The sequence below is a fragment of the Streptomyces oceani genome (assembly GCF_001751245.1).
GTDB lineage: Bacteria > Actinomycetota > Actinomycetes > Streptomycetales > Streptomycetaceae > Streptomyces > Streptomyces oceani.
In genome coordinates, this window is the sequence record NZ_LJGU01000122.1 from 5,561 (window position 1) to 31,219 (window position 25,659).

General features: G+C 72.2%; 24 protein-coding genes and 3 pseudogenes. 17 read left to right on the top strand and 10 right to left on the bottom strand.

The genetic code is table 11. The annotated features are described in order from the left end of the window. Positions 1-150 precede the first annotated feature (150 nt). Together AN216_RS12505 and AN216_RS12510 are read right to left on the bottom strand one after the other, a co-directional pair. Positions 151-684: a DinB family protein gene (locus AN216_RS12505; protein ID WP_070196745.1), complete on the bottom strand. Its 534-nt coding sequence runs from the start codon at positions 682-684 to the stop codon at positions 151-153. A gap of 78 nt (positions 685-762) precedes the next feature. Next, on the bottom strand, positions 763-1,389 hold the full coding sequence (locus tag AN216_RS12510; protein ID WP_070196746.1) for a pyridoxamine 5'-phosphate oxidase family protein: 627 nt from the start codon (positions 1,387-1,389) through the stop codon (positions 763-765). 135 nt (positions 1,390-1,524) lie between these two features. Between AN216_RS12510 and AN216_RS29690 the strand changes: the two genes are divergently transcribed. Next, positions 1,525-3,639, top strand: a complete 2,115-nt coding sequence (locus tag AN216_RS29690; RefSeq protein WP_212732697.1) for a DUF8189 domain-containing protein — start codon at positions 1,525-1,527, stop codon at positions 3,637-3,639. 99 nt (positions 3,640-3,738) lie between these two features. On the opposite strand, the gene AN216_RS12520 is transcribed toward AN216_RS29690, so the two are convergent. Then, positions 3,739-4,587, bottom strand: coding sequence for an alpha/beta fold hydrolase (locus AN216_RS12520; RefSeq protein WP_070196748.1), 849 nt, complete (start codon positions 4,585-4,587; stop codon positions 3,739-3,741). A 180-nt stretch (positions 4,588-4,767) separates the two neighbouring features. Here AN216_RS12520 and AN216_RS29215 point away from each other — a divergent pair, with 180 nt between their 5' ends. The 5 genes and pseudogenes from AN216_RS29215 (at position 4,768) to AN216_RS12545 (ending at position 10,104) form a co-directional block, all read left to right on the top strand. Then, positions 4,768-6,153, top strand: coding sequence for a hypothetical protein (locus AN216_RS29215; RefSeq protein WP_070196794.1), 1,386 nt, complete (start codon positions 4,768-4,770; stop codon positions 6,151-6,153). Positions 6,154-6,263: 110 nt separating this feature from the next. Then, positions 6,264-6,760: pseudogene (locus AN216_RS12530) on the top strand (alpha/beta fold hydrolase); the annotation flags it as partial. A 259-nt stretch (positions 6,761-7,019) separates the two neighbouring features. Then, complete coding sequence (locus AN216_RS12535; RefSeq protein WP_070196750.1) at positions 7,020-8,003, top strand: Bug family tripartite tricarboxylate transporter substrate binding protein; 984 nt, start codon at positions 7,020-7,022, stop codon at positions 8,001-8,003. Continuing rightward, positions 8,000-8,587, top strand: a complete 588-nt coding sequence (locus AN216_RS12540; protein WP_070196751.1) for a tripartite tricarboxylate transporter TctB family protein — start codon at positions 8,000-8,002, stop codon at positions 8,585-8,587. The genes AN216_RS12535 and AN216_RS12540 overlap by 4 nt, the downstream gene beginning before the upstream one ends. A 2-nt stretch (positions 8,588-8,589) precedes the next feature. Next, the gene (locus tag AN216_RS12545) at positions 8,590-10,104 is read left to right on the top strand and encodes a tripartite tricarboxylate transporter permease (RefSeq protein ID WP_070196752.1); all 1,515 of its coding nucleotides are present in this window, start codon (positions 8,590-8,592) and stop codon (positions 10,102-10,104) included. An 82-nt stretch (positions 10,105-10,186) separates the two neighbouring features. Here AN216_RS12545 and AN216_RS12550 read toward each other — a convergent pair whose 3' ends face one another. Continuing rightward, on the bottom strand, positions 10,187-11,578 hold the full coding sequence (locus AN216_RS12550; protein ID WP_070196753.1) for a 6-phospho-beta-glucosidase: 1,392 nt from the start codon (positions 11,576-11,578) through the stop codon (positions 10,187-10,189). Further along, a complete protein-coding gene (locus AN216_RS12555; RefSeq protein WP_070196754.1) occupies positions 11,569-12,327 on the bottom strand; it encodes a DeoR/GlpR family DNA-binding transcription regulator in 759 nt (252 codons plus the stop codon). The genes AN216_RS12550 and AN216_RS12555 overlap by 10 nt, the downstream gene beginning before the upstream one ends. 278 nt (positions 12,328-12,605) lie before the next feature. Between AN216_RS12555 and AN216_RS12560 the strand changes: the two genes are divergently transcribed. The 5 genes from AN216_RS12560 (at position 12,606) to AN216_RS12580 (ending at position 18,279) form a co-directional block, all read left to right on the top strand. Continuing rightward, positions 12,606-13,715, top strand: coding sequence for a carbohydrate kinase family protein (locus tag AN216_RS12560; protein WP_070196755.1), 1,110 nt, complete (start codon positions 12,606-12,608; stop codon positions 13,713-13,715). 39 nt (positions 13,716-13,754) lie between these two features. Continuing rightward, positions 13,755-15,161: an extracellular solute-binding protein gene (locus AN216_RS12565; RefSeq protein ID WP_070196756.1), complete on the top strand. Its 1,407-nt coding sequence runs from the start codon at positions 13,755-13,757 to the stop codon at positions 15,159-15,161. Next, a complete protein-coding gene (locus AN216_RS12570; RefSeq protein ID WP_070196757.1) occupies positions 15,158-16,075 on the top strand; it encodes a carbohydrate ABC transporter permease in 918 nt (305 codons plus the stop codon). The genes AN216_RS12565 and AN216_RS12570 overlap by 4 nt, the downstream gene beginning before the upstream one ends. Continuing rightward, positions 16,072-16,893: a carbohydrate ABC transporter permease gene (locus AN216_RS12575; RefSeq protein WP_070196758.1), complete on the top strand. Its 822-nt coding sequence runs from the start codon at positions 16,072-16,074 to the stop codon at positions 16,891-16,893. Before AN216_RS12570 ends, AN216_RS12575 begins: the two co-directional genes overlap by 4 nt. Positions 16,894-16,989: 96 nt before the next feature. Continuing rightward, on the top strand, positions 16,990-18,279 hold the full coding sequence (locus AN216_RS12580; RefSeq protein ID WP_212732698.1) for an FAD-dependent monooxygenase: 1,290 nt from the start codon (positions 16,990-16,992) through the stop codon (positions 18,277-18,279). Between the two features lie 48 nt (positions 18,280-18,327). Here the strand turns inward: AN216_RS12580 and AN216_RS12585 are convergent, their stop codons facing one another. Next, entirely contained in the window at positions 18,328-18,885 is a 558-nt protein-coding gene (locus AN216_RS12585) for a DoxX family protein (protein ID WP_070196759.1), read from the bottom strand. 156 nt (positions 18,886-19,041) lie between these two features. On the opposite strand from AN216_RS12585, the gene AN216_RS12590 reads away from it, so the two are divergent. Beyond that, positions 19,042-19,497 carry a MarR family winged helix-turn-helix transcriptional regulator gene (locus tag AN216_RS12590; protein WP_070196796.1) on the top strand — a complete coding sequence of 152 codons (456 nt, stop codon included), beginning with the start codon at positions 19,042-19,044 and terminating at the stop codon, positions 19,495-19,497. A 134-nt stretch (positions 19,498-19,631) separates the two neighbouring features. Next, positions 19,632-20,027, top strand: coding sequence for a GntR family transcriptional regulator (locus tag AN216_RS12595; RefSeq protein ID WP_070196760.1), 396 nt, complete (start codon positions 19,632-19,634; stop codon positions 20,025-20,027). A 28-nt stretch (positions 20,028-20,055) separates the two neighbouring features. On the opposite strand, the gene AN216_RS12600 is transcribed toward AN216_RS12595, so the two are convergent. Beyond that, the gene (locus tag AN216_RS12600; protein ID WP_070196761.1) at positions 20,056-20,670 is read right to left on the bottom strand and encodes a hypothetical protein; all 615 of its coding nucleotides are present in this window, start codon (positions 20,668-20,670) and stop codon (positions 20,056-20,058) included. 319 nt (positions 20,671-20,989) lie between these two features. Here AN216_RS12600 and AN216_RS31050 point away from each other — a divergent pair. From AN216_RS31050 to AN216_RS12610, 3 genes and pseudogenes are all read left to right on the top strand, one after another. Further along, positions 20,990-21,190, top strand: a pseudogene (locus AN216_RS31050) (hypothetical protein); the annotation flags it as partial. Continuing rightward, a pseudogene (locus AN216_RS29695) lies at positions 21,185-21,325 on the top strand (MFS transporter); the annotation flags it as partial. The pseudogenes AN216_RS31050 and AN216_RS29695, both read left to right, overlap by 6 nt. Before the next feature lie 251 nt (positions 21,326-21,576). Then, complete coding sequence (locus tag AN216_RS12610) at positions 21,577-21,843, top strand: hypothetical protein (RefSeq protein WP_079166528.1); 267 nt, start codon at positions 21,577-21,579, stop codon at positions 21,841-21,843. A 177-nt stretch (positions 21,844-22,020) separates the two neighbouring features. On the opposite strand, the gene AN216_RS12615 is transcribed toward AN216_RS12610, so the two are convergent. After that, a complete protein-coding gene (locus AN216_RS12615) occupies positions 22,021-22,779 on the bottom strand; it encodes a GntR family transcriptional regulator (RefSeq protein WP_070196764.1) in 759 nt (252 codons plus the stop codon). Positions 22,780-22,810: 31 nt separating this feature from the next. Beyond that, positions 22,811-24,130, bottom strand: coding sequence for a homogentisate 1,2-dioxygenase (gene hmgA / locus AN216_RS12620; protein ID WP_070196797.1), 1,320 nt, complete (start codon positions 24,128-24,130; stop codon positions 22,811-22,813). A 324-nt stretch (positions 24,131-24,454) separates the two neighbouring features. On the opposite strand from hmgA, the gene AN216_RS12625 reads away from it, so the two are divergent. Next, positions 24,455-25,099 carry a TetR/AcrR family transcriptional regulator gene (locus tag AN216_RS12625; RefSeq protein WP_070196765.1) on the top strand — a complete coding sequence of 215 codons (645 nt, stop codon included), beginning with the start codon at positions 24,455-24,457 and terminating at the stop codon, positions 25,097-25,099. Here AN216_RS12625 and AN216_RS12630 read toward each other — a convergent pair. After that, positions 25,090-25,551, bottom strand: coding sequence for a MaoC family dehydratase (locus AN216_RS12630; protein WP_070196766.1), 462 nt, complete (start codon positions 25,549-25,551; stop codon positions 25,090-25,092). The two genes, AN216_RS12625 and AN216_RS12630, sit on opposite strands and share 10 nt — an antisense overlap. Between the last annotated feature and the right edge of the window lie 108 nt (positions 25,552-25,659).

The window sequence follows — 25,659 nt, forward strand, 5'->3', positions numbered from 1 at the left end:
GGCTGTCCGACGCGGCGTGAGGCCGCGTCGGGGTGCTGTGGCGTGAGGCCGCGTCGGGTGCGGTGGCGTGAGGCCGCGTCGGGTGCGGTGGCGTGAGCGCCCACATGGGGCGCCCGGCGGGGCCCCGAACCGGCTCCCGTCCGGCGGGAATCACGGTCCGTGCCGCTCGGCGGCGCGTAGCATCCGCAGCTGACCGATCTCCGCGACGTTCTTCAACAGTTCGGCGTTCACCCAGGACACCATGTGCGCGACGGTGTGCTCGTGGTCGTGCTGCCACGGGAACGGTGCGGTGGCGGTCAGCTCGTCCTCGGTCAGCTCGTCCAACACCGCCAGCCAGTCCGTACGCAGCCCCCGCAGCCACGCCAGGGTCGGCTCCCCGGGCCCCGGCCAGGTCACGGCCGTGCGTTCCCGTGGTGCCCGGCCGCGCGCGTGGTCGAGGGTCACGCTCCACCACCAGCCGATGTGCCAACTGACCCAGCCGATGGTGGGCACGGGCACCGGGTCCGGTTCCGTCTCCGCCCAGTCCGGCAGCCAGCGGCCCGCCTCCTCCGGACGCATCGTCCAGCACAGGGCGGCGGGCTCCCACAGGAAGTCCTCCGGGGACAACCGCTCCAGGTGGTACTCGAACAGCGACCAGGTGAACTCGAACTGCCAACGCGACAGCGCACACGGTGACTCACGCATCGGGGAAGGCTGCCAGCGGCGGATCGGGCGCGCCAGCGGGTTTCCGGAGCGGCTCGCCCCGGTAGGGCCTCGGCGGCGTCAACCGTAGAGCTTCTCCGCGTACTTCGGCCCGTAGTACTCCTCCAGGAACTCCAGCGAGTCATCCGGCCGGTCCAGGGCCTTGGCCATCCGGGCCCGGTTCGGCAGCGCCCCTGGTTGCCACTGCTCGGGCTTCCACAGGGCGGAGCGGAGGAACGCCTTGGCGCAGTGGTGGTAGATCTCCTCGATGTGGACGACCAGGGCCAGTTTCGGGCGGTGCCGGCGTACGGTCATCTCGTCGAGGAACGGCGCCTCCCGTACGATCCGCGCCCGTCCGTTGATTCGCAGGGTGTCGCCTCGGCCGGGCAGCAGGAAGAGCAGGCCGACGTGCGGGTTGGCCAGGATGTTCCGGAGGCTGTCGATCCGCTTGTTGCCGGGGCGGTCCGGGATCGCGAGCGTGTGGTCGTCGAGGGCCTTCACGAAGCCGGGCGGGTCGCCCTTGGGGGAGACGTCACAGCTGCCGTCCGGAGCCGAGGTGGCGATCAGGCAGAACGGCGAGTGGGCCAGCCACTCCCTGTCCAGCGGGTGCAGGGCGGCGCGGGTCTTGTGCAGCACGTGCTGCCCCGGTTCGCCGACCAGTTCGCGGAGTTCGACCTCGGAGGTGACGTCCACCATGTCGTCTGCCATGCCGCTGAGCTTAGTACCGCGTTGACCGAGCCGCGCGGCGTGTCGGAAGCATTGACCGGTCGGGCGGGCGGTCGTACGTTCCGATTCCTGAAAACGATTTCTCGCGAATGGGCCCCGGATCGGAGACGAGTGACCGTGACGACACAGCACACGCGTGCCCGGTGGGCCACCCCGCCCGTACGGCGCGGCGGCGTACGGCGACGCGGCGGGCACGGCACCGTTGGACTGGTGCTGCTCATCAGCCTGTTGGCCGCCGCCGTGCCCACGGCCGCGGCGCCCGCCGGTGACCGGAGCGCGCGGGGTGAGCGGCCGCGGGAGCGAGTCGCCGGGAGCGGGCCGGAGTGGGTCGGATCCGGCACCTTTCGCAAGGTCTACGACACCTCCGCCGAACAACCGGCCAGGTACCTCAACGACCACAGCCTCATCAAGGGCCCGGACGGCACCTGGCACATGTTCGGAATCACCGGTGAGCAGGCCGCGCCCGGCGAGGTCCCGGACTCGGCCGAGGAGGACACCCTCGCGCACGCCACCGCGCCGGAGCTGGACGGTCCGTGGACCACCCGGGAACCCGCGCTCACCGTCGACCCCTCCTACGGCGAGGACCACCTGTGGGCGCCGCACGTCATCGAGCACGACGGCACGTACTACATGTTCTACTCCGGCGGCGGAGGCGAGACGGACGCCGCCATCAACCTGGCCACCTCGCGGGATCTCCACCACTGGACCCGGGAACCCTCCGGCACGCTCTTCCGGGACGGTTGGGTGGCCCGCGACCCGTTCGTGCTCCGCGTCGGCGACCACTGGGTGATGTACTACACCGCGACCGCCACCAGGGAGGGCGGCGCGCACGTGGTGGCGTACCGCACCAGCACCGATCTGCGGAACTGGTCGCAGCGGCGGATCGCCTTCACCGACACGACGACGAAGGAGAACTCCGCCCCGGTCACCGAGTCCCCGTTCGTGCTGCGGCGCGGTGGCTGGTGGTATCTGTTCATCGGTCCGCGTGGTGGCGGCTACACCGGCACGGACGTCTACCGCAGCAAGGACCCGACGGACTTCGAGTCCGCGGAGTACGCCGGGCACTTCCCCGCGCACGCCCCGGAGGTCGTACGGGACGAGGGGCGCTGGTGGGTCACCCACACCGGCTGGTTCCAGGGCGGTCTCCACCTCGCCCCGCTGAACTGGCGCGGCACGCCGCCCCCGTGGCACACCCGGCGCAGCCCGGCGGTGGCGCGGGAGGCCGACGGACGGCTGACCGCGTTCGCCCTGCGGCCGGACGGCACCGGCCTGGCGCGGCGTACCCAGCGGGCACCGGACGGCGAGTGGGGCGACTGGGCGGCGTTCGGCGACCGGGCCGCCGTGGTGCCCACGAGCGTACGCAACGGCGACGGCACCCTGGAACTCTTCGCCGTGGAGGACGACGGCACACTGATCCACCGCCGCCAGAGCGCGCCGAACGGCGCGTGGGGCCCCTGGCGGAAGCTCGGCGGGCGCGCGGGTGCCGCACCGACCGTGGTGCGCGGCGCTGACGGCCGGTTGGAGATGTTCGGCCTCGCGCCCGGTGGCGCCAGCCTGACCCACCGCGCGCGGACCGATCCCGACGGTGGCTGGGGGCCCGAGGAGAGGTTCGGAGGTCCGGCCGCGAGCCCACCGGCCGTAGCCGCCGACGCCGAGGGCCGCCTCCAGGTGTTCGTGGTCGACCGGGGCGGCGAGCGGGTCCTGCACCGCGCCCAGCGCACACCGGGCGGCGCCTGGGGGCAGTGGGAGAAGTTCGCCGGCCCGGCCAGTGGTCAGCCCGTCGTGGCCCGTCACGCGGACGGCGGTCTCGAGGTCTTCCTGCTGAACCCGTACGGGGACAGCCTCCGGCACCGGCGGCAGACCGAACCCGCGGGAGGCTGGGGCGAGTGGTCCGACTTCGGCGGCTTCGCCGGCGGTGCCCCCACCGTCGGACGCAACGCGGACGGGCGTCTCGAGGTCTTCGCCGTCGGCCCGGGCAACGACTACGTGTCGCGACGCGGCCAGCTCGAGCCCTCGGGGAAGTGGGGGGAGTGGGAGCACTTCGGCGGACCGGCCCAGTGCGCGCCGGTGCCCGCCAGCCAGGCCGACGGTCGGCTCAGCCTGTTGGTCATGCGGCCCGGCGGCGCCGGGTTGGCACAGCGCGACCAGCGCGCTCCGGACGGGAGCTGGTCACAGTGGCGGGACTTCTCGGCCGGCCCGGTGGGCGGTACGGCCTGTGGTGAGGCGAGCTGAGCGGATCTCCTCGCTCCGGGCCCGGAACCCGTACGTACGGCCCCGGTACCCGTACGGCATCGGAACCGTACGGGTACCGGGGGCCCGCTCCGCGAAGGCTCAGCCCGGTTCGTGCAGGAAGTCCCGCAGCGCGGCGGTCAGCTCGGCCGGCGCGTCCTCCTGTACGAGGTGCCCCGCGCCCTCGATGAGGCGCAGCCGGGAACCGGGGATGCGGGCGGCCAGCTCGTGTCCCCGGGCGACCGGGATCCAGGTGTCCGCCACGCCCCAACACACCAGCACCGGAAGCTCGATCTCCGGATAACGGTCCTGGATCTCGTCGGTGTACTTCTGGTCCGCTTGGGCGATCTGCCGGTAGAAGGCGGGCTGGCCGTCCTCGCCCAGCCACGGCTGGGTCAGGCGCTCCAACACCGCCGGGTGCAGGCCGACAGCGGACGCCGAGTCGACGTACTCCCGCACCAGTGCGCGGTGCAGCGCTGGCGGCAGTGCGTCGAACACCTCCGAGTGCTCGCCGACCAGTCGGAAGAAGGGCGATCCCCAGGGCTCCAGCGCGACCGGGTCGACGAGGGCCAGCCGGCGGTAACGGGCGCCGTGCAGCAGGTGAGCGCGGAGCGCGACGGCGCCGCCGAAGTCGTGCGCCAGGACGTTCGGCTCGGTCAGGCCCCAGTGCGCCAGCAGCTCGCTGAACACCCGCCCCTGGGCGGCCAGCGACACGTCCTGACCGGCGTGCTTCGCGGAGGTGCCGTAGCCGGGCATGTCCCAGACCAGGACCCGGTATCGCTGGGCGAGGGCACGGGCGACGCCGCGCCAGACGTACGAGGAGAACGGCGTGCCGTGTAGCAGTACCACCGGCTCCGCGTCCGGATCGCCGAGGCTGTCCCAACGGATCTCACCGTGCGGGCTGTCGTAGCCGCGGGTCAGTGTCCAGTCGCTCGAGGCGGGATGTGCCATCGGGCGCCTCCTTCGGCGGGTGTGTCGCGGGAAGTGTGCTGGACACACGCTACGTCACGGCCTCGGACGTCCCCGCCACGAGGCGTCGTTCTCCGGTCCTCCGAGGCGGCCGGGCGAGATTTCTTCTCCGCCGAATGCCCGCAATCACCCTTTTCGCGTTAGCGTCAAAGTATGGGCACCATGGCGCTGCCAGCGGGAAGGGCGGTGCGGCGGCACGGCCGTCGACGCCTGTCCGGCCTGTTGCTGGCGCTGCTGACCGCCGTGCTGCTGCTGGTCACCGGCACCGGAGCGGCGGCGGCGCCGCCCGCCGAGGGGCTGGACGAGGCCGGGCAGGCGCTGCGTAACGGACCGGTGTACGTCGATCCGCGTGCCCAGGACCAACTCTCGGACCGGCAGGCGGACGCGCTGGCGGACACCATCGAACGTGCCGACGCGCCGGTTTTCGTCGCCGTGCTGCCCGAGGACTCCGACTACGACCCGGCGACCCTCTTCCAGGACCTGCGTGCCGAGGTGGGCTTGACGGGCACGTACGCGGTCGCGCTCGGTGACCGGTTCGACGCCCGCGCCGACTCCTCGGTGCTCTCCCGGGACGCGGTGACCACGCTCGCCGACCAGGCCGAGCGCTCCTCTGACGGTGAGCTCTCGCAGACGCTCAGCACGTTCGTCGACCAGGCCACCGACCAGGCCGCCGGAAACGCCCCCGCCAGTTGGGACGGCGTACGCGGCGAGGAGACGCTTGGCCCGGGCGGGGTGACCGTCCTGGTCGGGCTGGTGGTGATGCTCGGGTTCATCACCACCGCCGCGTTGCTCTCCGGTGGCGCCCAGCGGCGGCGGGCGGCCCAGCGGGACCAGGAACAGCTGGCCGCCCTGCGGCCCGTGGTGGACGAGGACATCACCGCCTTCGGGACGGAGCTGGAGCGGATCGACGTCTCGCCGGCCACCTCGGCGCTGGACGACGAGATGCGGGAGGACTACGCACACGCGCTGGACGCGTACGAGAAGGCCAAGTCCGCCATGGCCGCGGCGCGCCGGCCGCGTGAGGTGCGCCAGGTGACCGAGGCGTTGGAGGACGGCCGGTTCGCGCTGGCCAGGCTGGACGCCCGGCAGCGGGGCGAGCCGCTGCCCGAGCGTCTGCCGCCGTGCTTCTTCGACCCCCGGCACGGCCCCTCGGTACGGCAGGTCGAGTGGTCGCCACCGGGCGGTACGGAGCGGGAGGTGCCCGTGTGCGAGGCGGACGCGGCCCGGCTCGAGGAAGGCGCGGAACCCATGGCGCGCGAGGTGGACACGCCCTCCGGCCGGCGGCCGTACTGGGAGGCCGGACCGACGTACGGCCCCTGGGCGTACGGCTACTTCGGCGGCGGCGTGCTGCCGGGCCTGCTGATGGGCACGATGCTGGGCAGCGCACTCGGCACGCCGTACGCGCACGGGGAACACGGCGGCTTCGACGGTGGCGGGGACGCCGGCGGCGGTGGCGACGGCGGTGACTTCGGGGGCTTCGGCGGCGGAGACTTCGGCGGCGGGTTCGGTGGTGGCTTCGGCGGGGGAGACTTCGGCGGCGGGTTCTGAGCGGGCGTCCCGTACGCACGGCCGGCCGTGGCGGACGACGCTGCGGGGGCGGACCGGGTGCGTGAGCAGGTAACCGCTGCCCAGGGGGATCAGATCCGGGGGAGACCCGTATGGCCTGGTACGAGCGCACCGTGACCCGAGACGCGTGCGACGGGTCTGCCGGGACCGGGGCGGGCCGGGCACGCCCCTCCTGCTGCTGCATGGTCTGGCCGGCCACTCCGGCGAATGGGAGGCGACGGCGCGGCGCCTGAGTGCTCGGTACCGTGTCGTCGCGTTCGACCAACGCGGGCACGGAGCCAGCGAACGCCATCCGCCGGATGTCTCGCGCGCCGCGTACGTCCAGGACGCTGTCTCCGTCATCGACCAGTTGGGATTGCGACGGCCGGTGGTGGTCGGACAGTCGCTGGGCGGGCACACGGGGCCGCTGCCCTTCGCCTCCCGGGAGGCCGCCGCCGGGGTTCCTCGGGGGCGGACCGGTCGGTGCGGGGTGGGCGGCTGGCCTGGAAGAGCGCGACGGTGCTGATGGCCACGGTTCGATCGGGACGTGATGGTCCGCTCGCTGGCGGAGAACGCCCGCCGCTCCTTCTGGGTCGAGTGGGACCAGGTCGGCCTCGAATAGGCCCACTCCGGCGGGCACTTCCCCACTGATCTGGCTGACCAGCAGCGGCTCGCCCGTACGCGCGAGTTGAGGGAGCCCCCGATCCGCCGTCGGACCCGGTGGCCGCGTGCGGCGAGGCCGACTGCCCGCCATGGACACGTCGTGTTCGTTATGTACGCAACGGAGACAGCGCCGTGGCCCGGGGGGAACATGTGGCGCGTCTCACCCCCCACTGCCTCAACCATCTCTACCGAAGGCGGGGTTGCGCGTGCGTCTGCGCTCTCTCCTCTCGCTGCTCGTGGCGGCACTGCTGGTGCTCGTCGGGCCACCGCTGCTGACCACCGGCAGCGGCGCCGACTCCGGCACCAGCATCCCCGGGCTGCGCATCATGGTGCCCAACACACCCGGCGGCGGGTACGACATCACCGCGCGTACGGCGGCGAAGGACGCCGAGGACGCCGGGCTCAGCCACAACATCGAGGTGTTCAACCTGCCCGGCGCGGGTGGCACCGTCGGACTCAGCCGGGTCGTGAACGAGCACGGCAACGGAAAACTCTCGATGCTCATGGGCCTGGGCGTGGTGGGCGCGGTGGAGACCAACCACGCGCCGTCCACGCTCAGCGACGGCACCCCGATCGCCAGGCTGGTGGAGGAGCCGAACATCGTGGTGGTCGCCAAGGACTCCAAGTACAAGACCTTCGAACAGCTCATGCGGGACTGGAAGAAGAAGCCCGGCTCGATACCGGTCGGCGGTGGCTCCTCACCCGGCGGCCCGGACCACCTGGCACCGATGCTGATGGCTCGTGAGGCCGGCATCACGCCGAAGTCGGTGAACTACGTGCCCTTCGACGGAGGTGGCGAGCTCCTCGCCTCGGTGCTCGGCGGGAAGGTCGCCTTCGGCGTCTCCGGAGTCGGCGAGTACCGGGACCAGATCGAGTCCGGCGAGCTGCGACTGCTCGCCGTCACCGGGCCCGAGCGCGTCAAGGGTCTGGACGCGCCCACTCTGCGGGAGGCCGGCCTGGACGTCGAGTTCACCAACTGGCGGGGGATCGTCGCGCCACCCGGGCTGAACGAGCAGGAACGCGAGCGACTGATCCGGTTCTTCACCACGATGCACGACACCGAGCAGTGGCGGAGGTCGCTGAAGCGCAACGGCTGGGACGACGCCTTCCTGCCCGGCAAGAAGTACGGACGCTTCCTCGACGGGCAGGAGCGACGCGTCGACTCGGTGCTGAAGGAGCTGGGCCTGTGACGGAGCGAAGCGAACCACCCCACGAGCCGGCCACCGAGCCCGCGGAGCCGGCCGCCGAGCCGTCGACCGCCGCACCACCCGTCACGGGCTGGCGGGCGTTCCTGCACGGCCGGTCCGAACTCCTCCTGTGTGGCCTGCTGCTGGCCGTCGGTCTGCTCGTGCTCACCGACGCCGTCACGATGAACACCACCTTCGCCCAGCGTGGCCCCGTCGGCCCCAAGACGGTGCCGTACGTCGTCGGCACCGCGCTGCTGGTCGTCGCCGCGCTGCTGGCCGTCGACGTGCTGCGGGGCGGGAAGGGGGAGGCGCAGGGCGGCGAGGACGTCGATCTGGACGATCCGGGGGACTGGCGTACGGTCGCCCTGCTGGTGGGCGTATTCCTCGCGCACGCCGCCCTCATCAACCCCCTGGGCTTCCCGATCGCCGGCGCGCTCCTCTTCTGGGGCGCCGCCCACATCCTCGGCAGCCGCAGTCCCGGCCGGGACCCGCTGATCGCCGCCGTGCTGTCGGTGCTCACCTTCGTGATCTTCAACAACCTGCTGGGCGTACCGCTGCCCGGTGGCCCGCTGATGGGGGTGCTGTAGCCATGGATTCCGTGAACTCCCTGCTCGAGGGCTTCGGTACGGCGATGTCCCCGCTCAACCTGCTGTGGGCCGCCGTCGGGGTGCTGTTGGGCACCGCGATCGGGGTACTGCCCGGGATCGGGCCGGCGATGGCGGTCGCGCTGCTGCTGCCCGTGACGTACGGGCTCGATCCCACCGGCGCGTTCATCATGTTCGCCGGCATCTACTACGGCGGCATGTTCGGCGGCTCGACGACCTCCATCCTGCTCAACACCCCTGGGGAGAGCGCGGCGGTGGTGGCCGCCATCGAGGGCAACCCGATGGCTCGTTCCGGGCGTGGCTCCCAGGCGTTGGCCGCAGCCGCCATCGGCCACTTCACCGGCGGCGTCGTCGGTACGATCGCGCTGGTCGCGCTCGCGCCCGCGGTGGCCGCGCTCGCGGTGGACATCGGGGCGCCGGACTACTTCGTCATCATGCTGCTGGCCTTCATCGCGGTGACCTCGGTGCTGGGCAGCTCCCGGGTGCGCGGGTTCGCCTCGTTGCTGATCGGCCTCACCATCGGGCTCGTCGGGCTGGACCAGATGACCGGACAGCAGCGGCTCACCTTCGGCAGCCTGCAGCTCTCCGACGGCATCGACGTCGTCATCGTCGCCGTCGGGCTGTTCGCGATCGGCGAGGCCCTGTGGGTGGCGGCACACCTGCGCCGTTCCTCCCAGAAGGCGATCCCGGTCGGACGCCCCTGGCTGGGCAGGGGCGAGCTGCGCCGCAGCTGGAAGCCGTGGCTGCGCGGCCCGGCGATCGGTTTCCCGTTCGGTGCGATCCCGGCCGGCGGCGCGGAGATCCCGACCTTCCTCTCGTACGTCACGGAGAAGCGCCTGTCCAAACACCCTGACGAGTTCGGGAAGGGAGCCATCGAAGGGGTCGCCGGACCGGAGTCGGCGGCGTCCGCCTCGGCGGCCGGCACCGTCGGCACGATGCTCACCCTCGGGCTGCCGACCACCGCCACCGCCGCGGTGATGCTCGCGGCCTTCCAGCAGTACGGCATCCAGCCCGGGCCGCTGCTCTTCGAGCGGGAGACCGAGCTGGTCTGGGGCCTGATCGCCTCGTTGTTCATCGGCATGGTGCTGCTGTTGGTGCTCAACCTGCCGCTGGCGCCGGTGTGGGCCAAGCTTCTGCGGATACCGCGCCCGTACCTCTACGCCGGCATCCTCTTCTTCGCGGCGGTGGGCGCGTACGCCATCGGCGGCGAGGCCATCGACCTGGTGGTTCTGCTGGTGATCGGGCTGATCGGGCTGGTGATGCGGCGGTACGGACTGCCGGTGCTGCCGGCGGTGATCGGGGTGATCCTCGGTCCGTCCGCCGAACTCCAGCTGCGGCGGGCGCTCCAGCTCAGCGACGGCAGCCTGACGGGGTTGGTCAACACGCCGTTCTCGATCACGGTGTACGCCCTGATCGCGCTGATCCTCTGCTGGCCGCTGGTGCGGAAGCTGCCGCTTCCGGCGCGGTGGCGCCAGCGGGCGGGCACCAGCGCGCGGTGAGCCGGCCGGGGGCGGGGCGTCGGGCCGTCCCGCCCCCGGTCTTGAATCCGCCGGTTCACACCCGCCGGTTCACACCCGCCGGTCAGAATCCGCCGGACGCGTCCAGCATCCGCCCGGCCGCCCGTACGGAGTCCACCAGCGGATGCAACGCGAGCGCCCGCAGCGCCGCCTCCCGGGAGCCGGCGAGCGCCGCCTCGATGGTGGACCGCTCAACGGCCTTGAGGGTGAGCATCAGCCCCAACTGGTCGGCGGCGACCGTCCCGGTGGCCAGGGGCCGCGCCCCGGCCGCGTCGACCAGGCACGGCACCTCCACCACGGCGTGCGCGTCGAGTCCCGGAACGGCGCCGCGGCCTGGCACGTTGAGGATGAGGGTGGTGCGCTCGTTGTGCGCGATGGCGCGCATCAGGGACAGCGCGACGCGTTCGTAGCCGCCGCCCTCCAGGTCGCAGCTGTCACGTTGCCAACCGCCGGACGCCGCCCGGCTCTCCGCCATGTACGTCTCCTCCCGCTCCCGGCGGGTGCGGTCCCAGGCGGCGTAGGCGTCGGGCGGGTCGGCCGCGCGCAGCTGTTCGTAGAAGCCGGCCTGCTGCTCGTGCAGGAACTCGCCCCGGGTGGCCGGCGCCTCGCGCACGGCGGCGACCGCCTCGCGGTTGAAGTAGTAGTAGTGCAGGTACTCGTTCGGCAGCGCCCCCAGCGCGCTCAGCCACTCGGCACCGAACAGCCTGCCTTCCTCGAAGGACTCCACCGTGTCGGCGTCGGCCAGCAGTTCCGGCAGCCGGTCCCGGCCGGCCACGACGACCCGGCGCAGCCAGCCCAGGTGGTTCAGCCCGACGTAGTCGTAGTCGGCCGCGTCCGGGTCCGCGCCCAGCGCTCGCGCCGCGCGCCGGCACAGGCCCACGGGCGAGTCGCAGATCCCGATCACCCGGTCACCCAGGCCACGTTCCCGGAACACCCGGCTCATCGCCTCGGTGACCATGCCCGCCGGGTTGGTGAAGTTGATGATCCAGGCGTCCGGCGCGAGCTCGGCGACGCGTTCCGCGATCCGTACGGCCACCGGCACGGTACGCAGTCCGTACAGCACCCCGCCGGCTCCCACGGTCTCCTGCCCGAGGACGCCCTCCGCGAGCGGGACGCGCTCGTCCCGTACCCGCCCGGGCAGCCCGCCCACGCGGATCGCGGAGAACACGAAGTCCGCGTCGCGTAGCGCCTCGTCGAGATCCGTGGTGACCCGCACGGCGGGAGCCGGGCCACCACGCAGCTCGGCCTGCCGGTCCAGCACCGCGCGGATCGCGGCCAGTCGGTCCGGGTCGCTGTCGTGCAGGACCAGCTCCACTCCCGGTCCAGCGACGGCGTCCGCGCCGGCCGGGTTCGCGTCCGCCGGGGCGCTGTCGCCGCTGTTGTCGCTGTCCGCCAACAACGCGCGGTGTACGAGCGGCACTCGGAAACCGCCACCGCCCAGTACGGTCAGTCGCATACCTGTACTACCTCCACTTCGGCGTCCCAGAACACGGCGAGGGTGGCCGGGTCCGCCGCCCGGCCGGTGACAAGCAGATCGATCTCGGGCGGCTCGCAGACCCGGGCACTGCCGGTGCCCGGGAACTTCCTGGCGGTGGCCAGGAGTACGACCTGCCGGGCGGCGGCGAGCATCGCCCGCTTCACCGGCACCTCCACGGCGGTGGTGTCCAGCACGCCCCCGTCCCGGAGGACTCCGCTGGTGCCGAGGAAGAGCCGGTCGACGTGCAGCTGGCGCAGGCTCGCCTCGGTCAGGAAGCCCACCAGCGAGTGGTAGTTGCGCCGCACCTGGCCGCCGAGGAGCAGTAGCGTGACCTCCGGGTCACCACGCAGCTCCTCGTAGACCGCGAGGTTGCTGGTGACCACCGTGATCTTCCTGCCGTGCAGCCGCCGGGCCAACTGGAGCGTACTGGTGCCGATGTCCAGCAGCACCACGTCACCGTCCGCCACGAGGCCGGCGGCGTGCGCGGCGAGGGCGTCCTTGGCCGGCAGGTCCGCCAACTCCTCCTCGGCGAACGGCCGTTCGGCGGCGTCCCGGGCCACGGCGCCGCCGTACACCCGGCGCAGCCGGCCGGTGGCGCTGAGGTCGGTGATGTCCCGCCGGGCGGTGGCCGCGCTGACCTCCAGCCTCCGGGCGATCTCGGTGACGGGCAGCACGCCCTCCTGACGGAGTATCCGCAGGAGTTGCTCGTGGCGGGGCTCACGCAGCATGCGGGGAATGTATCCCGACTGAGCGATCCTGCGCGAGTATGACCGAGGTATTGCATTACGCCCGCGGGACCTNACGCAGCATGCGGGGAATGTATCCCGACTGAGCGATCCTGCGCGAGTATGACCGAGGTATTGCATTACGCCCGCGGGACCTGCAAGGTGTCGGCCGAGAGCCGACACGTTCAGGTCTGACCGCGAGGCCGGCCGCAGCAGCCGGACTACCGGGACCAGCGGGACCAGCGGGACCAGTCAGACCAGTCTGAGAGGAGCAGTTCGGTTTGAGCACCACCGGGAGCGCCCAACCGGCACCGGTCCCGGGCACCGTGGACCCGTTGGCCGCCCTCCGCGGGGACGGCTCCCCGGACGTGGACGTGTTCCTGACCGGCACCGTCTTCCTCGACATCATCTTCACCGGGCTCGACCACGCGCCCGTACGCGGCACCGAGTCCTGGGCCCGCGGCATGGGTTCCAGCCCGGGCGGCGTGGCGAACATGGCGACCGCGCTGCGTCGACTGGGCCTGCGCACCTCGTTGGCGGCGGCCTTCGGTGACGACGTGTACGGCGACTACTGCTGGGAGAGCCTCGCGGACAACGAGGGCATCGACCTCACTCCCGCGCACCGGGCGCCCGGCTGGCACTCCCCGGTGACCGTCTCCATGGCCTACGAGGGTGAGCGGACGATGATCTCGCACGGGCACGAGGCGCCGCAGCCGTGCGCGAGCGTGGCGGGACGTCCACCCTCCCGCGCCTGCGTGACCTCGCTGGCCCCCGGCCGGCTGGAACACTGGGTACGGCAGGCGCACGCCGAAGGCAGCATGGTCTTCGCGGATGTCGGTTGGGACGAGACCGGCGCCTGGGACCCGGACACGCTGGCCGACCTGCCGTACTGCCACGCACTGCTGCCCAACGCGGTGGAGGCGCAGCGCTACACCGGCACGGACTCCCCGGAGGCGGCCGTACGCGCCCTCGCCGAGCTGGTGCCGATCGCGGTGGTCACCAAGGGCGCCGGTGGCGCGCTGGCCGTCGACGGCGTGAGCGGGGAGAGCGCGGACGTGCCGGCGCTGCCGGGGGACGCCCTGGACACCACCGGAGCCGGCGACGTGTTCGTGGCCGGTTTCACCACCGGGACTCTGGCCGGTTGGCCGCTGGCCGACCGGCTCGCCTTCGCGAACCTCACCGCCGGCCTGTCCGTGCGGCACTTCGGCGGTTCGCTGTCCGCGCCCGGGTGGCGGGAGGTCGCCGCGTGGTGGCAGTACGCCACCCGCTGCGGCGGCCAGAGCGCCGAGGTGATGCAGCGCTACGGCTTCCTGGACGCGCTGCTGCCCGCGGGCCAGAACCAGGGGGCGCTGCGCAGGGCCACCCCGACCATCGGTTTCCGGGCGTCGTAGGCGGCAGTGGCCGTCGGGTGCCGAGAGGAGTTGCTGTCGATGAGGTTCCGCCGCGCTCGGTCACGTGCGTCCCGCCGGCCGACGACCGTACTGTTGGCCCTGGCCGTCGCGTTGCTCGGCTCGGCCTGTGTGCCCGGCACGGACGGCTCCGGCATGGGCACCGGCGCGAACGGGACGGCGACGGCCGTACCGGACCCGGCGAAGGCCGGAGAGGTGACGCTGCGCGTCTGGGACCAGGAGGTACGCGGCGGGCAGAACGCCGAGATCAAGCGGCTGAACCGGGAGTTCGAGGAGAAGTACCCGAACGTCACGATCAAGCGCGTCTCCCGCAGCTTCTCCGACCTGAAGACCACCCTGAAGCTGGCGCTGTCCGGGAACGACCCGCCGGACGTGGTGCAGGCCAACCAGGGCTACGCGGACATGGTCGCGTTCGCCAAGGCGGGACTGCTCACCCCGCTGGACAACTACGCCGGCCTCTACGGCTGGAACACCCGCTATCCCAAGACCCTCCTGGACCTCAACCGGGTCTCGGCGGACGGCGAGCGTTTCGGCACCGGCCGGCTGTACGGCATCTCGCAGGCCGGCGAGTACGTGGGCGTCTACTACAACCGGCAGGTGCTGCGCGAGGCCGGCGTCGAGCCGCCGCGTACCTGGAAGGACTTCACCCGGAGCCTGGGCGAGCTGAAGGACGCCGGCGAACTGCCCGTACAGTTCGGCAACCTGGACAAGTACCCGGCCATCCACACCTTCGGCGTGCTGCAGAGCCAGGCGGGGAGCGCGGAGGACATCCGGGACACCGTGCTCGGCCGAGGCGGTGGCTTCGAGGACGCGCCCACCAGAGAGGCCGCCCGCACCCTGGCGGACTGGGTCGAGCGCGGATACCTGCCGCAGGGGGCGAACGGCCGGGGGTACGACGACGCGGCGAAGAAGTTCGCCGGCGGCGACGGCGCCTACCTCGTCACCGGCACCTGGCAACTCGCCGACCTGAAGCGGACCATGGGCGACAAGCTGGGCTTCATGCCGCCACCGCCCGCCAAGGCTGGCGATCCGCTGAAGACCACCGGGGGCCAGGGCCTGGCCTGGTCCGTCACCTCCCGCTCCGACCACCCGGATGTCGCCGCCGCCTACCTCGACTTCCTGACCGGCCCGCACGCGTCCGAGGTCATGACCCAGGAGGGCGTGCTGCCCGTCGTGCCCGGCAAGGCCGCCGACCGACTGCCGGAGGGCAGCGCCGAGGCGCGGATGGTCGAGGGCTGGGAGCGGCTGAGCGCGGACGACGGCCTGGTGCCGTACCTCGACTACGCCACCCCGACCTACTACGACACCCTGTCCGCCGACCTCCAGAACCTGATCGAGGGCGGCCTGCCGCCCGACCGGCTCGCCCAGCGGATGCAGAGCGCGTACGCGGAGTTCCGCGACCAGCGGTCCGGCGAGGGGGCCCAGTGAGGGCACGGCAGGCGGTCGGCGACCTCGCCGCCCGGTACCGTCGCCCGCCCGGCGCGCCACGCGCGGTGGCGTACCTCTACATCCTGCCGGCGCTCGCGGTCTACGCCCTCTTCCTGCTCTTCCCGCTCGGCCAGACCGTGTGGCTCTCGCTGCTGCACTGGGACGGGCTGTCCGCGGCGAGTTGGGCGGGACTGGAGAACTACCGGGACCTGCTCACCGATCCGGCGCTGCGCGCGCCCTTCGGCCACGCCCTGGTGCTGCTCCTCTTCTACGCGGGCCTGCCGGTAGTGCTCGGCCTGCTGCTGGCCGCCGTCCTGACCCGCTTCCGGGTGCGCGGCATGACCTTCTTCCGCACGGTGTTCTTCCTCCCGCAGGTGCTGGCGATGGTGGTGGTCGGGGTCACCTGGCGGTCCATCCTGGCACCGGACGGACTGCTCAACGACCTGCTGCGGGCCGTCGGGGCGGACTCACTAACCCGCTCCTGGCTGGGCGACCCCACCTGGGCGCTGCCCTCGGTCGGCGTGGTCGGTACCTGGGTGATGACCGGGTTGTGCGTGGTGCTCTTCCTCGCCGGCGTCCAGCGCATCCCGCGGGAGCTGTACGAGGCCGCGCGGGTGGACGGCGCCGGCGCGGTACGCGAGTTCCGCACCGTCACGCTGCCGGGGCTGCGGGGCGAGACGGCCGTCGCGCTCACGCTCACGATCGTCGCCGGGCTGCGCAACTTCGACCTCATCTACATCACCACCAGCGGCGGCCCGGGGAACGCCACCTCGGTGCCGGCGTACGAGGTGTACCGGCGCGCGTTCGAGATCAACTCAGCGGGTTCCGCCGCGGCGATGGGCGTGGGACTGACCGTGCTGATCTTCACGCTCACCGTCGTGGTGGCCCGACTGGTGGAGGGCCGCAAGTCTTGACCACCCGCGCCGAGCGACTGCTCACCTACGGCATCCTGGCCCTGTTCACCGTCATCTCCCTCACCCCGGTCGTGGGCATCCTGTCCTCCGCCTTCGGCGACCGCGCCACGACGGACGCCGGCTTCTCCTGGCCGGACGCGCTGCACTGGGGGAACTTCGCCGAGGCGTGGACCCGCGGGCACTTCGCGACCTACCTGGGCAACTCGCTGCTGGTGGTGGCGGCCGTCGTCACGGTGACGACCGTGTTGTCCGTGCTGGCCGCCTACGCGTTCGGGGTGATGCGGTTCCCCGGCTCCACGGTGTTGTTCTACCTCTTCGTACTGGGCCTCACACTGCCCCAGGAAGCGGTGGTCGTACCGCTCTACTTCGACCTGCGGTACTGGGGACTCACCGACACCTACTGGGCGTTGATCCTGCCGCAGACCGCGCAGTCGTTGGCCTTCGGCGTGTTCTGGCTGCGCACGTACTTCCGCAACAGCTCGCGGGCGGTGATCGAGGCGGCGCGCATCGACGGAGCCACCAGCTGGACGGTGCTGTGGCGCGTCCTGGTGCCGATGGGGCGGCCCGCGTTGTCCACCATGGTCGTCATCGTCTTCATGTGGACCTGGAACGAGTTCCTGCTGGCCCTCGTCATGGTCAGTGACGAGGCACATCGCACCGTGCCGCTGGGGCTGGCCTTCTTCCAGGGCCAGCACAGTTCGGACACGGCCCTGCTGGCAGCCGCCTCGGTGCTGATCGCGCTGCCGGTGGTCGTGGTGTACATCGCGCTGCAACGCCGTTTCATCGAGGGCATGTTGAGCGGCGCGACGAAGGAGTAGCCGGCGGGAGCCGGGAGTACGGTGTACCCCCCGCGAGCACGGCACACCGCACGGCGGCGGGTGGCGGGGGCGACAACGAGGTAACAGGGGGCGAAGTTGCTACGCGAACGGCCACATGTCCTGATCGTCGGGGCCGGCATCGGCGGACTCAGCACCGCCCTCAGCCTGCACGCCGCCGGTGTCACCGACCGTGTCCAGCTGGTGGACGCCTCGCGGCGGCTCCGGCCGCTGGGCGCGGGCATCAACCTCCAACCGCACGCGGTGCGGGAGCTGACCGAACTCGGCCTCGGCGACCGCCTGGCCGCCGTGTCCGCCGAGCCGCAATCGTTGCTGTTCACCGACCGGCACGGCAACCGGATCGTCGCGCACCCGCGTGGCCGGCACGCCGGATACGCCTGGCCGCAGGTGTCCGTGCACCGCGGTGACCTCCAGGGGGTGCTGCTGGAGGCCGTACACGAGCGCCTGGGCCCGACGGCCGTACGCACCGGGCTGGCCCTGGAGGACTACGAGGAGCGCGCGGACGGCGTCACCGCGCGGCTCCGGGAGCGTACGGCGGACGGTGACCGGGCCGGCGCTGAGGTGCGGCTGGACGCGGACGTGCTGGTCGGGGCGGACGGGCTGTACTCCGCCGTACGCCGGCACCTGCACCCGGGGGAGGGCCCGCCGCGCTGGAACGGCATCCGGATGTGGCGTGGCGTCACCGCCGCCCCGGCGCCACTGGACGGCCGGACCATGGTGGTCGCCGGCAGCTACCAGCCGGCCCGGATCGTCGTCTATCCGCTGGGCCGTGGGCGGGTCAACTGGGTGGCCGAGGCGCGTGCGGCGCGGCCGGCGGCGCTCTCGGACGCCGACTGGTCGCACGAGGGACGACTCGCGGACGTGTTGCCGTACTACCAGGACTGGCGGCTCGACCTGGACGGAATCGACGTTCCCGGGCTGCTGCGCGGGGCGTCGCGCATCCTGGAGTATCCGATGGTGGACCGGGATCCGTTGGACTGCTGGGGCCGTGGGCCGGCCACGCTGCTGGGGGACGCCGCGCACCCGATGCTGCCGGTGGGGTCCAACGGCGGCTCCCAGGCCGTCGTCGACGCCCGCGTCCTCGCCCGGGAGCTGGCCCGACGGCCGGACGACCCGCGGGCCGGCCTGCGGGCGTACGAGACGGCGCGGCGCGCACCGGCGAACGCGATCGCCTCCGCCTGTCGGGACATGGCCCTCGACCGGCTGCTGGACACCGTCGCCGAACGGGCCCCGGAGGGGTTCGACCGGATAGCGGAGGTGCTCACCGAGGCGGAGCTGAGGGTGCTGCGGGACACCATGCGGCGCACCACGGACCAGGACGTCTCGGAACTCAACTCCCGCCCGTCCTGGTCCGTGCGGCCCGGCTGACGGCCGAGGCCGCCGCATTCGCCGCCGCGGTTGCCGCCGAGGTGGCCGTCAGTCGCGCAGCAGCAGCACGACGCCCGCGGTCGCCGCCGCGAGCAGCACGGCGGCCAGACCGTGACCGAGGCGGTGCGCGGGCAGCACGGGCAGCGCCCGATCGGCCGCGTAACGCCCCGGGCCGGTGAGGGTGAGGCCGGCGGCGGCGCAGACCAGCAGCAACTCGTACTCCACGCCCCCGGTCTGGGCGAAGAAACCGTCGCCCCACTTCACCGCGAGGGCGTTGAGCATGGTGCCGAGCACCGCGGCACCGGCCAGCGGAGTGAGCAGGCCCAGAGCCAGCGCGAGGCCGCCGAGGGTCTCGGTGAGGCCGGCGATGAGGGCCATGAGGCCGGCGGACGGATAACCCACCGAGGCGAAGAACTGTTCGGTGCCCTCCAGCCCGCCGCCGTCGAACCAGCCGAAGAGCTTCTGCGCGCCATGGGCCGCCATGGTCAGGCCGAGCGCGAGTCGGAGCAGCAGCAGGCCCGCGTCGGTCGCCGGGCCCGGGCCGTCCGGGTCGGTCCCGGGGGACGTCGGAGTGGGGGCGGTGGCGGTGGCGTGTGGGGGTGCCATGACTGATCTCCCTGGGTCGGTGAGGCGTCGGAGCGTCGGGGCGTTGGCGGGCGGTGCGCTGTCGTTCGAATTCGAACCTCCGGCGCACGCCAGCTGGGGGTCTGGAGCCTAGAGGTTGATTCGAATTTGAACAACCTCCTGCGCTACCGTTGGCCGATGAACGAAAGAGCGTGGCTGGACGAACAGGAGATGGCGGCCTGGCAGGGCTTCCTACGCTCGAGCCACCGGGTCGCGCACCATCTCGAGCAGCAGCTCAAGGAGGACGCCCAGCTCTCCCACCCGCAGTACGAACTGCTGGTGCTGCTCGCGGACGCTTCCGCGGGCGCGATCCGGATGACGGAACTCGCCGAGGCGGCCATCACCTCAAAGAGCGGCCTGACCTACCAGGTCGGGCAGTTGGAGAAGCGTGGCCTGGTGCGCCGCCGGTCCTGCCCCACGGACGTACGCGGCGTGCTCGCCGAGCTGACCGAGCAGGGCCGGCAGGTGCTGGAGAAGGCCGCCCCGGGGCACGTGGCGGCCGTACGCGCGGTGTTGATCGACCATCTCGACCGCGAGGAACTCGAGGTGCTGGCCCGCGCTCTGGGCCGGGTCGCGGCCCGTCCGGGGCACTGACCGGCGGCGCGGCGGGCCGAACGGCACGGCCCGAACGGCACGGCGTTGGCCGCTCTGAGGCAGAATCAGTCCGGCAGGCCGAGCGCGCGGTGTCGTGAGCGCCCGGCGACCCCATCGACCGTCTCGGAGCGTCCGTGCCCACACCCTTCGCCATCGACCCGGCCGCCGACGAGGCCCCCTACGAGCAGTTGCGTGCCCAGATCGTCCAGCGGGCCAGGAACGGCGAACTGCCCGTCGGCCAGCGGCTGCCCCCGGTGCGCGCGTTGGCCTCGGAGCTGGGGCTGGCGGCGAACACGGTCGCCAAGACCTACCGCGCCCTCGAGGCGGACGGAGTCATCGAGACCCGTGGGCGACACGGCACGTTCATCGCCGCCGCCGGAGCGTCCGCGGACCGGCTGCTGGCCGAGGCCGCCCAGACCTACGCCGCCACGGCCCGTCGGCTCGGCGCGGACCGTACGGCCGCGCGCGACGCGGTCGGGGACGCACTGCGCGCGGCGTACGGCACCGCGGAGGCCGGTGACCCGGAGTGACCGGTCGCGGGTCACCGGCGCCGGCTCGTCAGAGCTTGTTCAGGGCGGTGTTGAGGGTCTCCCGGAAGTCCTTGGCCGGGGCGTCGCCGAATGTGCCCATCTGACCCCACTGCACGACGGTGACCTTCCGGCCGTCCATCCCGACGCCGAAGAGATGCACGTTGTGCGAGGAGTTGGGCAGCGCGGTGTGGGTGGCGTACAGGTGCCCGCCGTCCGCGGTGTCCACGGTGCCGTGGTCCTGCCACTCGGCGGTGCCCTCCGGATACTTCTCCAGCCACCTCTCGGTGCACCGTTCCACCGAGTCCCGCAGCTGGCCGGCCAGTTCGGCGGCCTGGTCCGGGGTCTCGGCGGTGGTGCTGACCTGGACCGCCTCGGTGTCCAGACCGGTGCTGAAGTCCCGGTGGTACGTCCTGTCGCCGGCCGGCAGCGTGTCGGCCACACAGAACGGCAACGGATCGGGCAGGCCCTGGGTGACCTCACCCGCCCGCCAGGACTCGGACGGGTGAGGTGGCAGATCCCCTGCCGCCAGGAACCCGGGCCGCGTGGCCGTGGCGTCCGGACTCGCGGTGGCGACCCCGGCCACCACCGCGACGGTGGCGACGCCGGCCGCCGCGGCGGCCATGACGCGCGATGACTTGTGCATGTGTGCGGAACCTTCCCCCTGGAAGAAAACCAACTGGTCACCACAGAAGACACCCGGCCCCCGGAAAGGGTTGTACCGCGTACCGGGTATCGCGTACCTGATCCGGCGTGGTCCGGGCGGACCACGCGCTGCCCGGCGCGGCCCGTTCGGATCAGCAGCGGATGCGGCCCGCCCGCACCACTGGTCAGCTGAGCGGCGACGGGTCGCCGGCACCCGGCACGCCGGCGCCACGGCGACCCCGGGGCGCCGCGGCCGGCAGGCCCGTACGCCGTCGCAGCGAGGAAGAGTTCCCGTGTCCGCGACCTCCGAGCCGGAGGACGTGAGCCCGGCGCCCGCCTGGCACGCCGCCGGTCCGGACGGCACCGCCAGCGAACTTCTGCTGCGCACCGGGCGGCACTTCACCAACGGCACGGTCTCCGAGGACCTGCGGGCGGTGTACCGGAAGGGCGGCCGGGCCGGTGACGTCTTCTACCGGGACCGCTGGAGCCACGACAAGGTGGTGCGCTCCACACACGGCGTCGTGCCGCCGCTGGTGATGGGCGCCATCTACAGCGGCAAGGGGTCTTACGCCATCGGGTTCATGCTGCTGTCCGACCCGGCCCTGGCCGGCTGCGTCCACGCGTACGCACGCATGCGCGGTGGCGGTTCGGACTGATCCACGAACGAGTGCGGGGCGGCGCCGACTCCTCGAACGGCCATGGGTGGGCGAGCCGGGGCCGTGGCGCGGTGGCCGGCCATGGGGGAGGCCGCTCGGCCGCGACCCGGTGACGTACGTGTGTGCGCGCCGCGTTCGCCAACGCCCTTACGGGGTAGGTGAGTCGAGAGCCCGGGATTCCGGAGTGTCGCTCGCAGGCGATAGGGTTACTCTGCCCGGGGCCCGTTGCCCTCGTATGGGTGGGGAGTGACATGGAACAGATAACAGTGCGTGGCAGGGCGCGCGTGCCGGAGGTGAAATGCGGCACAGGCACGACGAGTTCGCGCCTGGACCGGCATCTCGCGGTGCTCGCGGGCCCGGCCGCACCACGGGTGGAGACCGAGGAGGCGACGACGCTGGTGCGCGAGATCACCAGGCAGGACATGGCGCCGAGCCGGCCTGCGACCCGTCGTGCGCGCGTCTCGCTCTTCGCGCCGCTGCGCCGGCTGCGGCGTTCCGTCTTCGGCGGCCGTGGCTGACCGAGGTCGCTGCCGTACCACCCGGTGCCGGCTCGGATGCCGTGCACCGGGTGGGCGGCGTACGGGCCCCAGCGCCGAGGGGGACGGTGCTGGGGCCCGTACCTGCCTGGGCTGAATTGTCATGTCTATGACTCTTCGGCGCCCGCCCTGAGCGCCGAGTCCCGCGTCCCGCCCAGGTCAGTCCACCGCCGCGTCCACGGTCAGCGACAACGAGAAGCGGTCGCCGCGATAGTGAATCCGGGCCACATCCACCACCCGGCCACGATGGTCGTACGTCACGCCCGTGTAGTGCAGGATCGGGCTCAGCAGCGGCACGTCCAGCAGCCTCGCGGTCTCCGGGTCCGCCAGCCGCGCCTGGACGGTGTCGGTGATGCGGCTGATCCGCACGCACGCGCCGTCCCGCAGCACCTTGGTCATCGGCCAGCCACGCACCAGGTCCGCCGGGTCGACCAGCGCGGCGACCTCGGGATGCAGGAGGTTCTCCGCCCAGTTCGTCGGCTCGCGGCTGGCGGGGTCCCGGCGCAGCCTGCGGTAGGTCATGGTCTCCTCGACGCCCGGGAAGTGCTCGGCCAGTTCGGCCGGCACCGCTCCCGGACCGTGCGCGAGCAGTTCGGTCTCCTCACCCGACTGCTGGGCGACGATGGTGTCCACCGAGCCCAGCAGCCGTACCGTACGTTCCCGGTGCGCGTGCGCGGCGATGAAGGTGCCGCGTCGGCGGTACCGGCTGATCAGCCCTTCCGTCTCCAACTCCTTGAGCGCCTGGCGCATGGTCAGCACGCTCACGCCGTAGTGCCGGGCCAATTGCTCCTCGGTGGGCAGGCGCAGCGGCGCGTCGGGCGCGCGGCCGAGTATGGAGGCGCGCAGCGACTGTGAGACCTGATACCAGAGCGGCAGCTTCCGATTGAGTTCGAGCGAGTCCGGCGCGAAGACGGTCACATGGTTTCCCTGGCTTGTCGAACGTGACGGATCAGGATCGGAAATGGCGCTCCAAACCCTGCCACACCTCGTCATAACCCCGCTGTAGGCATTCGGAGTTCATGGCCTGCGTGCTGGTGAGCACCGGCCACCGGGTCTCGAACATGAAGGCCAGGCCGTCGTCCACCTTCTGCGGGACCAGCTCGGCCGTGCTCGCCCGCTCGAAGGTGTCCCGGTCGGGGCCGTGCGCCGACATCATGTTGTGCAGCGAGCCGCCGCCGGGCACGAAGCCCTCCGCCTTGGCGTCGTACGCGCCCTCGATCAGTCCCATGTACTCGCTCATCACGTTCCGGTGGAAGTACGGCGGTCGGAAGGTGTCCTCGCCCACCAGCCAGCGTGGCGCGAACACCACGAAGTCCACACCGGCCAGCCCGGGGGTGTCGGAGGGGGCGGTGAGCACGGTGAAGAGGGACGGGTCCGGGTGGTCGTAGCTGATGCTGCCCAGCACGTTGAACCGGTGCAGGTCGTAGACGTACGGCAGGTGGTTGCCGTGCCAGGCCACGACGTCGAGGGGAGAATGGTCGTAGGTGGCGCTCCAGAGATTGCCGCAGTACTTGTTCACCACCTCCACCGGCCCCTCCGCCTCCTCGTACGCGGCCACCGGCGCCAGGAAGTCCCGTGCGTTCGCGAGGCCGTTGGCGCCGATCGGGCCGAGGTCGGGGAGCTGGAACGGTCGACCGTAGTTCTCGCAGACGTAACCCCGCACGTCCGCCTCCAACGGCTCGACCCGGAAGCGCACGCCGCGGGGCAGCAGCGCCACCGAGCCCGGCTCCACCCGCAGCAGCCCGAACTCCGTGCGCAGCAGCAGGCCACCCTGCTGCGGGACGATCAGCAGCTCGCCGTCGGCGTCGCTGAACACCCGGTCGGCCATGGGGACGTTGGCGGTGTACAGGTGGATCGCCATGCCGGTGCGCTGGGTCGGGTCGCCGTTGCCGCCCAGGGTCCACAGGCCGGACAGGAAGTCGGTGCCGGGGGGTGGCGCGGGCGGCGGGTTCCAGCGCAGCCGGTTCGGGTCGGGCACGGCGTCGGTGAACGGGGCGCTGGCCAGGGCGCCGTTGTCGGTCCGTACGAAGCGCGGGTGGGCGGCCGAGGGACGGACGCGGTAGAGCCAGGAGCGGCGGTTGTGCGCGCGCGGCTCGGTGAACGCGCTGCCGCTGACCTGCTCGGCGTACAAGCCCAGCGGGGCCCGCTGGGGAGAGTTCCGGCCCAGTGGGAGGGCGCCGGGCACCGCCTCGCTGCTGTGCTCGTTCCCGAAACCCGAGAGGTGGTCAAGCTCCTGCGCTGCCTTGCGTGCCCGTTCGACGCTGCTCATCGACATGCTCCCGCCCTGGGTGGATTCCTATGGACAACAATAGGAATCCACCCAGGGCGGGTCAACGACCCTGTGCGAAGGGTGAGTCGACGCGTTCCCGGCACCGCGAGTCCCGCATCGCGCCGGAGTGCAGGGGCGGCGTTGTCGGGTTCACGGTTCCGTGCCCGGCCGCTCGTCAGCCCGCGGGGCGGATCAGCGAGCTCGGGGGATGGCGCTCCTCGCAGTGCTCGGCGAGTGCGGAAACGAGTACTAAGCGTGCGCTCAGCAAGCGAGGTAGGGTGTGCGGCCGGCAGCGGAAACCCCGAGGAAAGCGGGTCGAGCGCGATGACGGAGACGGGCCCGGACGAGGCAGTCCCGGGGGAGTCCTTCGGCGGGGTCACCCCCGACGCCGCTCGAAGGCTGCTATTGGCCGCGGTGGAGGCGTTCGCGGAACGCGGCTTCCACGCCACCACGACCCGGGACATCGCGAGCCGGGCCGGTATGAGCCCGGCCGCCCTCTATATCCACTACCGCACGAAGGAGGAGCTCCTCTACCACATCAGCCGGGTCGGCCACGAGCGCACGGTGTGTCTGCTGACCGCCGCCGAGCAGAGTGGCCACAGCGTGACGGAGCGGCTGGACGGCGCGGTGCGCGACTTCGTGCGCTGGCACGCCGCGCACCACACCACAGCCCGGGTGGTGCAGTACGAACTGGCGGCGCTCGGCGCGGAACACTACGCCGAGATCGTCACCATGCGCCGCCGGACCGAGGAGGTCCTGCGCGGGCTGCTGGCGGACGGGGTGAGTGCCGGGGAGTTCACGGTGCCGGACATCCCGGGGACGGCGGTCGCCGTGCTGTCGTTGTGCATCGACGTGGCGCGCTGGTTCCGTACGGACGGGCCGCGCACGCCGGAGGAGATCGGGGCGTTGTACGCCGCACTGGTGCTCCGCATGGTCGGCGGTGAGCCGCGCGAGGCCGACTACCAGTAGTAGCGGCTCACCGTCTCCGCGACGCACACGGGCTTCTCGCCGCCCTCCCGCTCCACCGTCACCGTGGCGGTGACCTGGACACCCTCGCCCGCCTCGGTGACCTCGGTCAGCGTGGCACGTGCCCGCAGCCGGGCGCCCACGGGGACGACGGAGGGGAAACGGACCTTGTTCACGCCGTAGTTCACGCCCATCCGCATCCCGGTGAGCGTCATCACCTGCGGCACCAGGGCGGGCAGCAGAGACAGCGTCAGGTAGCCGTGCGCGATGGTCGTGCCGAACGGGCCGTCCTTGGCGCGCTGTGGATCGACGTGAATCCACTGGTGGTCGCCGGTCGCGTCGGCGAACAGATCGACCCGGTTCTGGTCGATCTCCAGCCAGTCGCTGACTCCCAACTCCTCGCCGACAGCCGCTCGCAGCTCCTCCGGTGAGGCGAAAATCCGCGGCTCAGCCATCCGTACGACCTCCCAGGAACTTGGCATCCAGCGGCGCCCGGTACCCCTAAGCGCCCGCTCAGCATGCTGTCGGGGCGGCGGTCTGTCAACGTCGGCCGGGGGCAGCGC

Excerpts from the sequence above, each read along its gene's own strand:
- hmgA (WP_070196797.1), bottom strand. The coding sequence starts at position 24,130 with ATGAGCAGCGTCGAACGGGCACGCAAGGCAGCGCAGGAGCTTGACCAC.
- AN216_RS12610 (WP_079166528.1), top strand. The coding sequence starts at position 21,577 with ATGGAACAGATAACAGTGCGTGGCAGGGCGCGCGTGCCGGAGGTGAAA.
- AN216_RS12585 (WP_070196759.1), bottom strand. The coding sequence starts at position 18,885 with ATGGCACCCCCACACGCCACCGCCACCGCCCCCACTCCGACGTCCCCC.
- AN216_RS12520 (WP_070196748.1), bottom strand. The coding sequence starts at position 4,587 with ATGGCACATCCCGCCTCGAGCGACTGGACACTGACCCGCGGCTACGAC.
- AN216_RS12625 (WP_070196765.1), top strand. The coding sequence starts at position 24,455 with ATGACGGAGACGGGCCCGGACGAGGCAGTCCCGGGGGAGTCCTTCGGC.
- AN216_RS12550 (WP_070196753.1), bottom strand. The coding sequence starts at position 11,578 with ATGCGACTGACCGTACTGGGCGGTGGCGGTTTCCGAGTGCCGCTCGTA.
- AN216_RS12630 (WP_070196766.1), bottom strand. The coding sequence starts at position 25,551 with ATGGCTGAGCCGCGGATTTTCGCCTCACCGGAGGAGCTGCGAGCGGCT.
- AN216_RS12590 (WP_070196796.1), top strand. The coding sequence starts at position 19,042 with ATGAACGAAAGAGCGTGGCTGGACGAACAGGAGATGGCGGCCTGGCAG.
- AN216_RS12565 (WP_070196756.1), top strand. The coding sequence starts at position 13,755 with ATGAGGTTCCGCCGCGCTCGGTCACGTGCGTCCCGCCGGCCGACGACC.
- AN216_RS12505 (WP_070196745.1), bottom strand. The coding sequence starts at position 684 with ATGCGTGAGTCACCGTGTGCGCTGTCGCGTTGGCAGTTCGAGTTCACC.
- AN216_RS12545 (WP_070196752.1), top strand. The coding sequence starts at position 8,590 with ATGGATTCCGTGAACTCCCTGCTCGAGGGCTTCGGTACGGCGATGTCC.
- AN216_RS12600 (WP_070196761.1), bottom strand. The coding sequence starts at position 20,670 with ATGCACAAGTCATCGCGCGTCATGGCCGCCGCGGCGGCCGGCGTCGCC.
- AN216_RS29215 (WP_070196794.1), top strand. The coding sequence starts at position 4,768 with ATGGCGCTGCCAGCGGGAAGGGCGGTGCGGCGGCACGGCCGTCGACGC.
- AN216_RS12510 (WP_070196746.1), bottom strand. The coding sequence starts at position 1,389 with ATGGCAGACGACATGGTGGACGTCACCTCCGAGGTCGAACTCCGCGAA.
- AN216_RS12555 (WP_070196754.1), bottom strand. The coding sequence starts at position 12,327 with ATGCTGCGTGAGCCCCGCCACGAGCAACTCCTGCGGATACTCCGTCAG.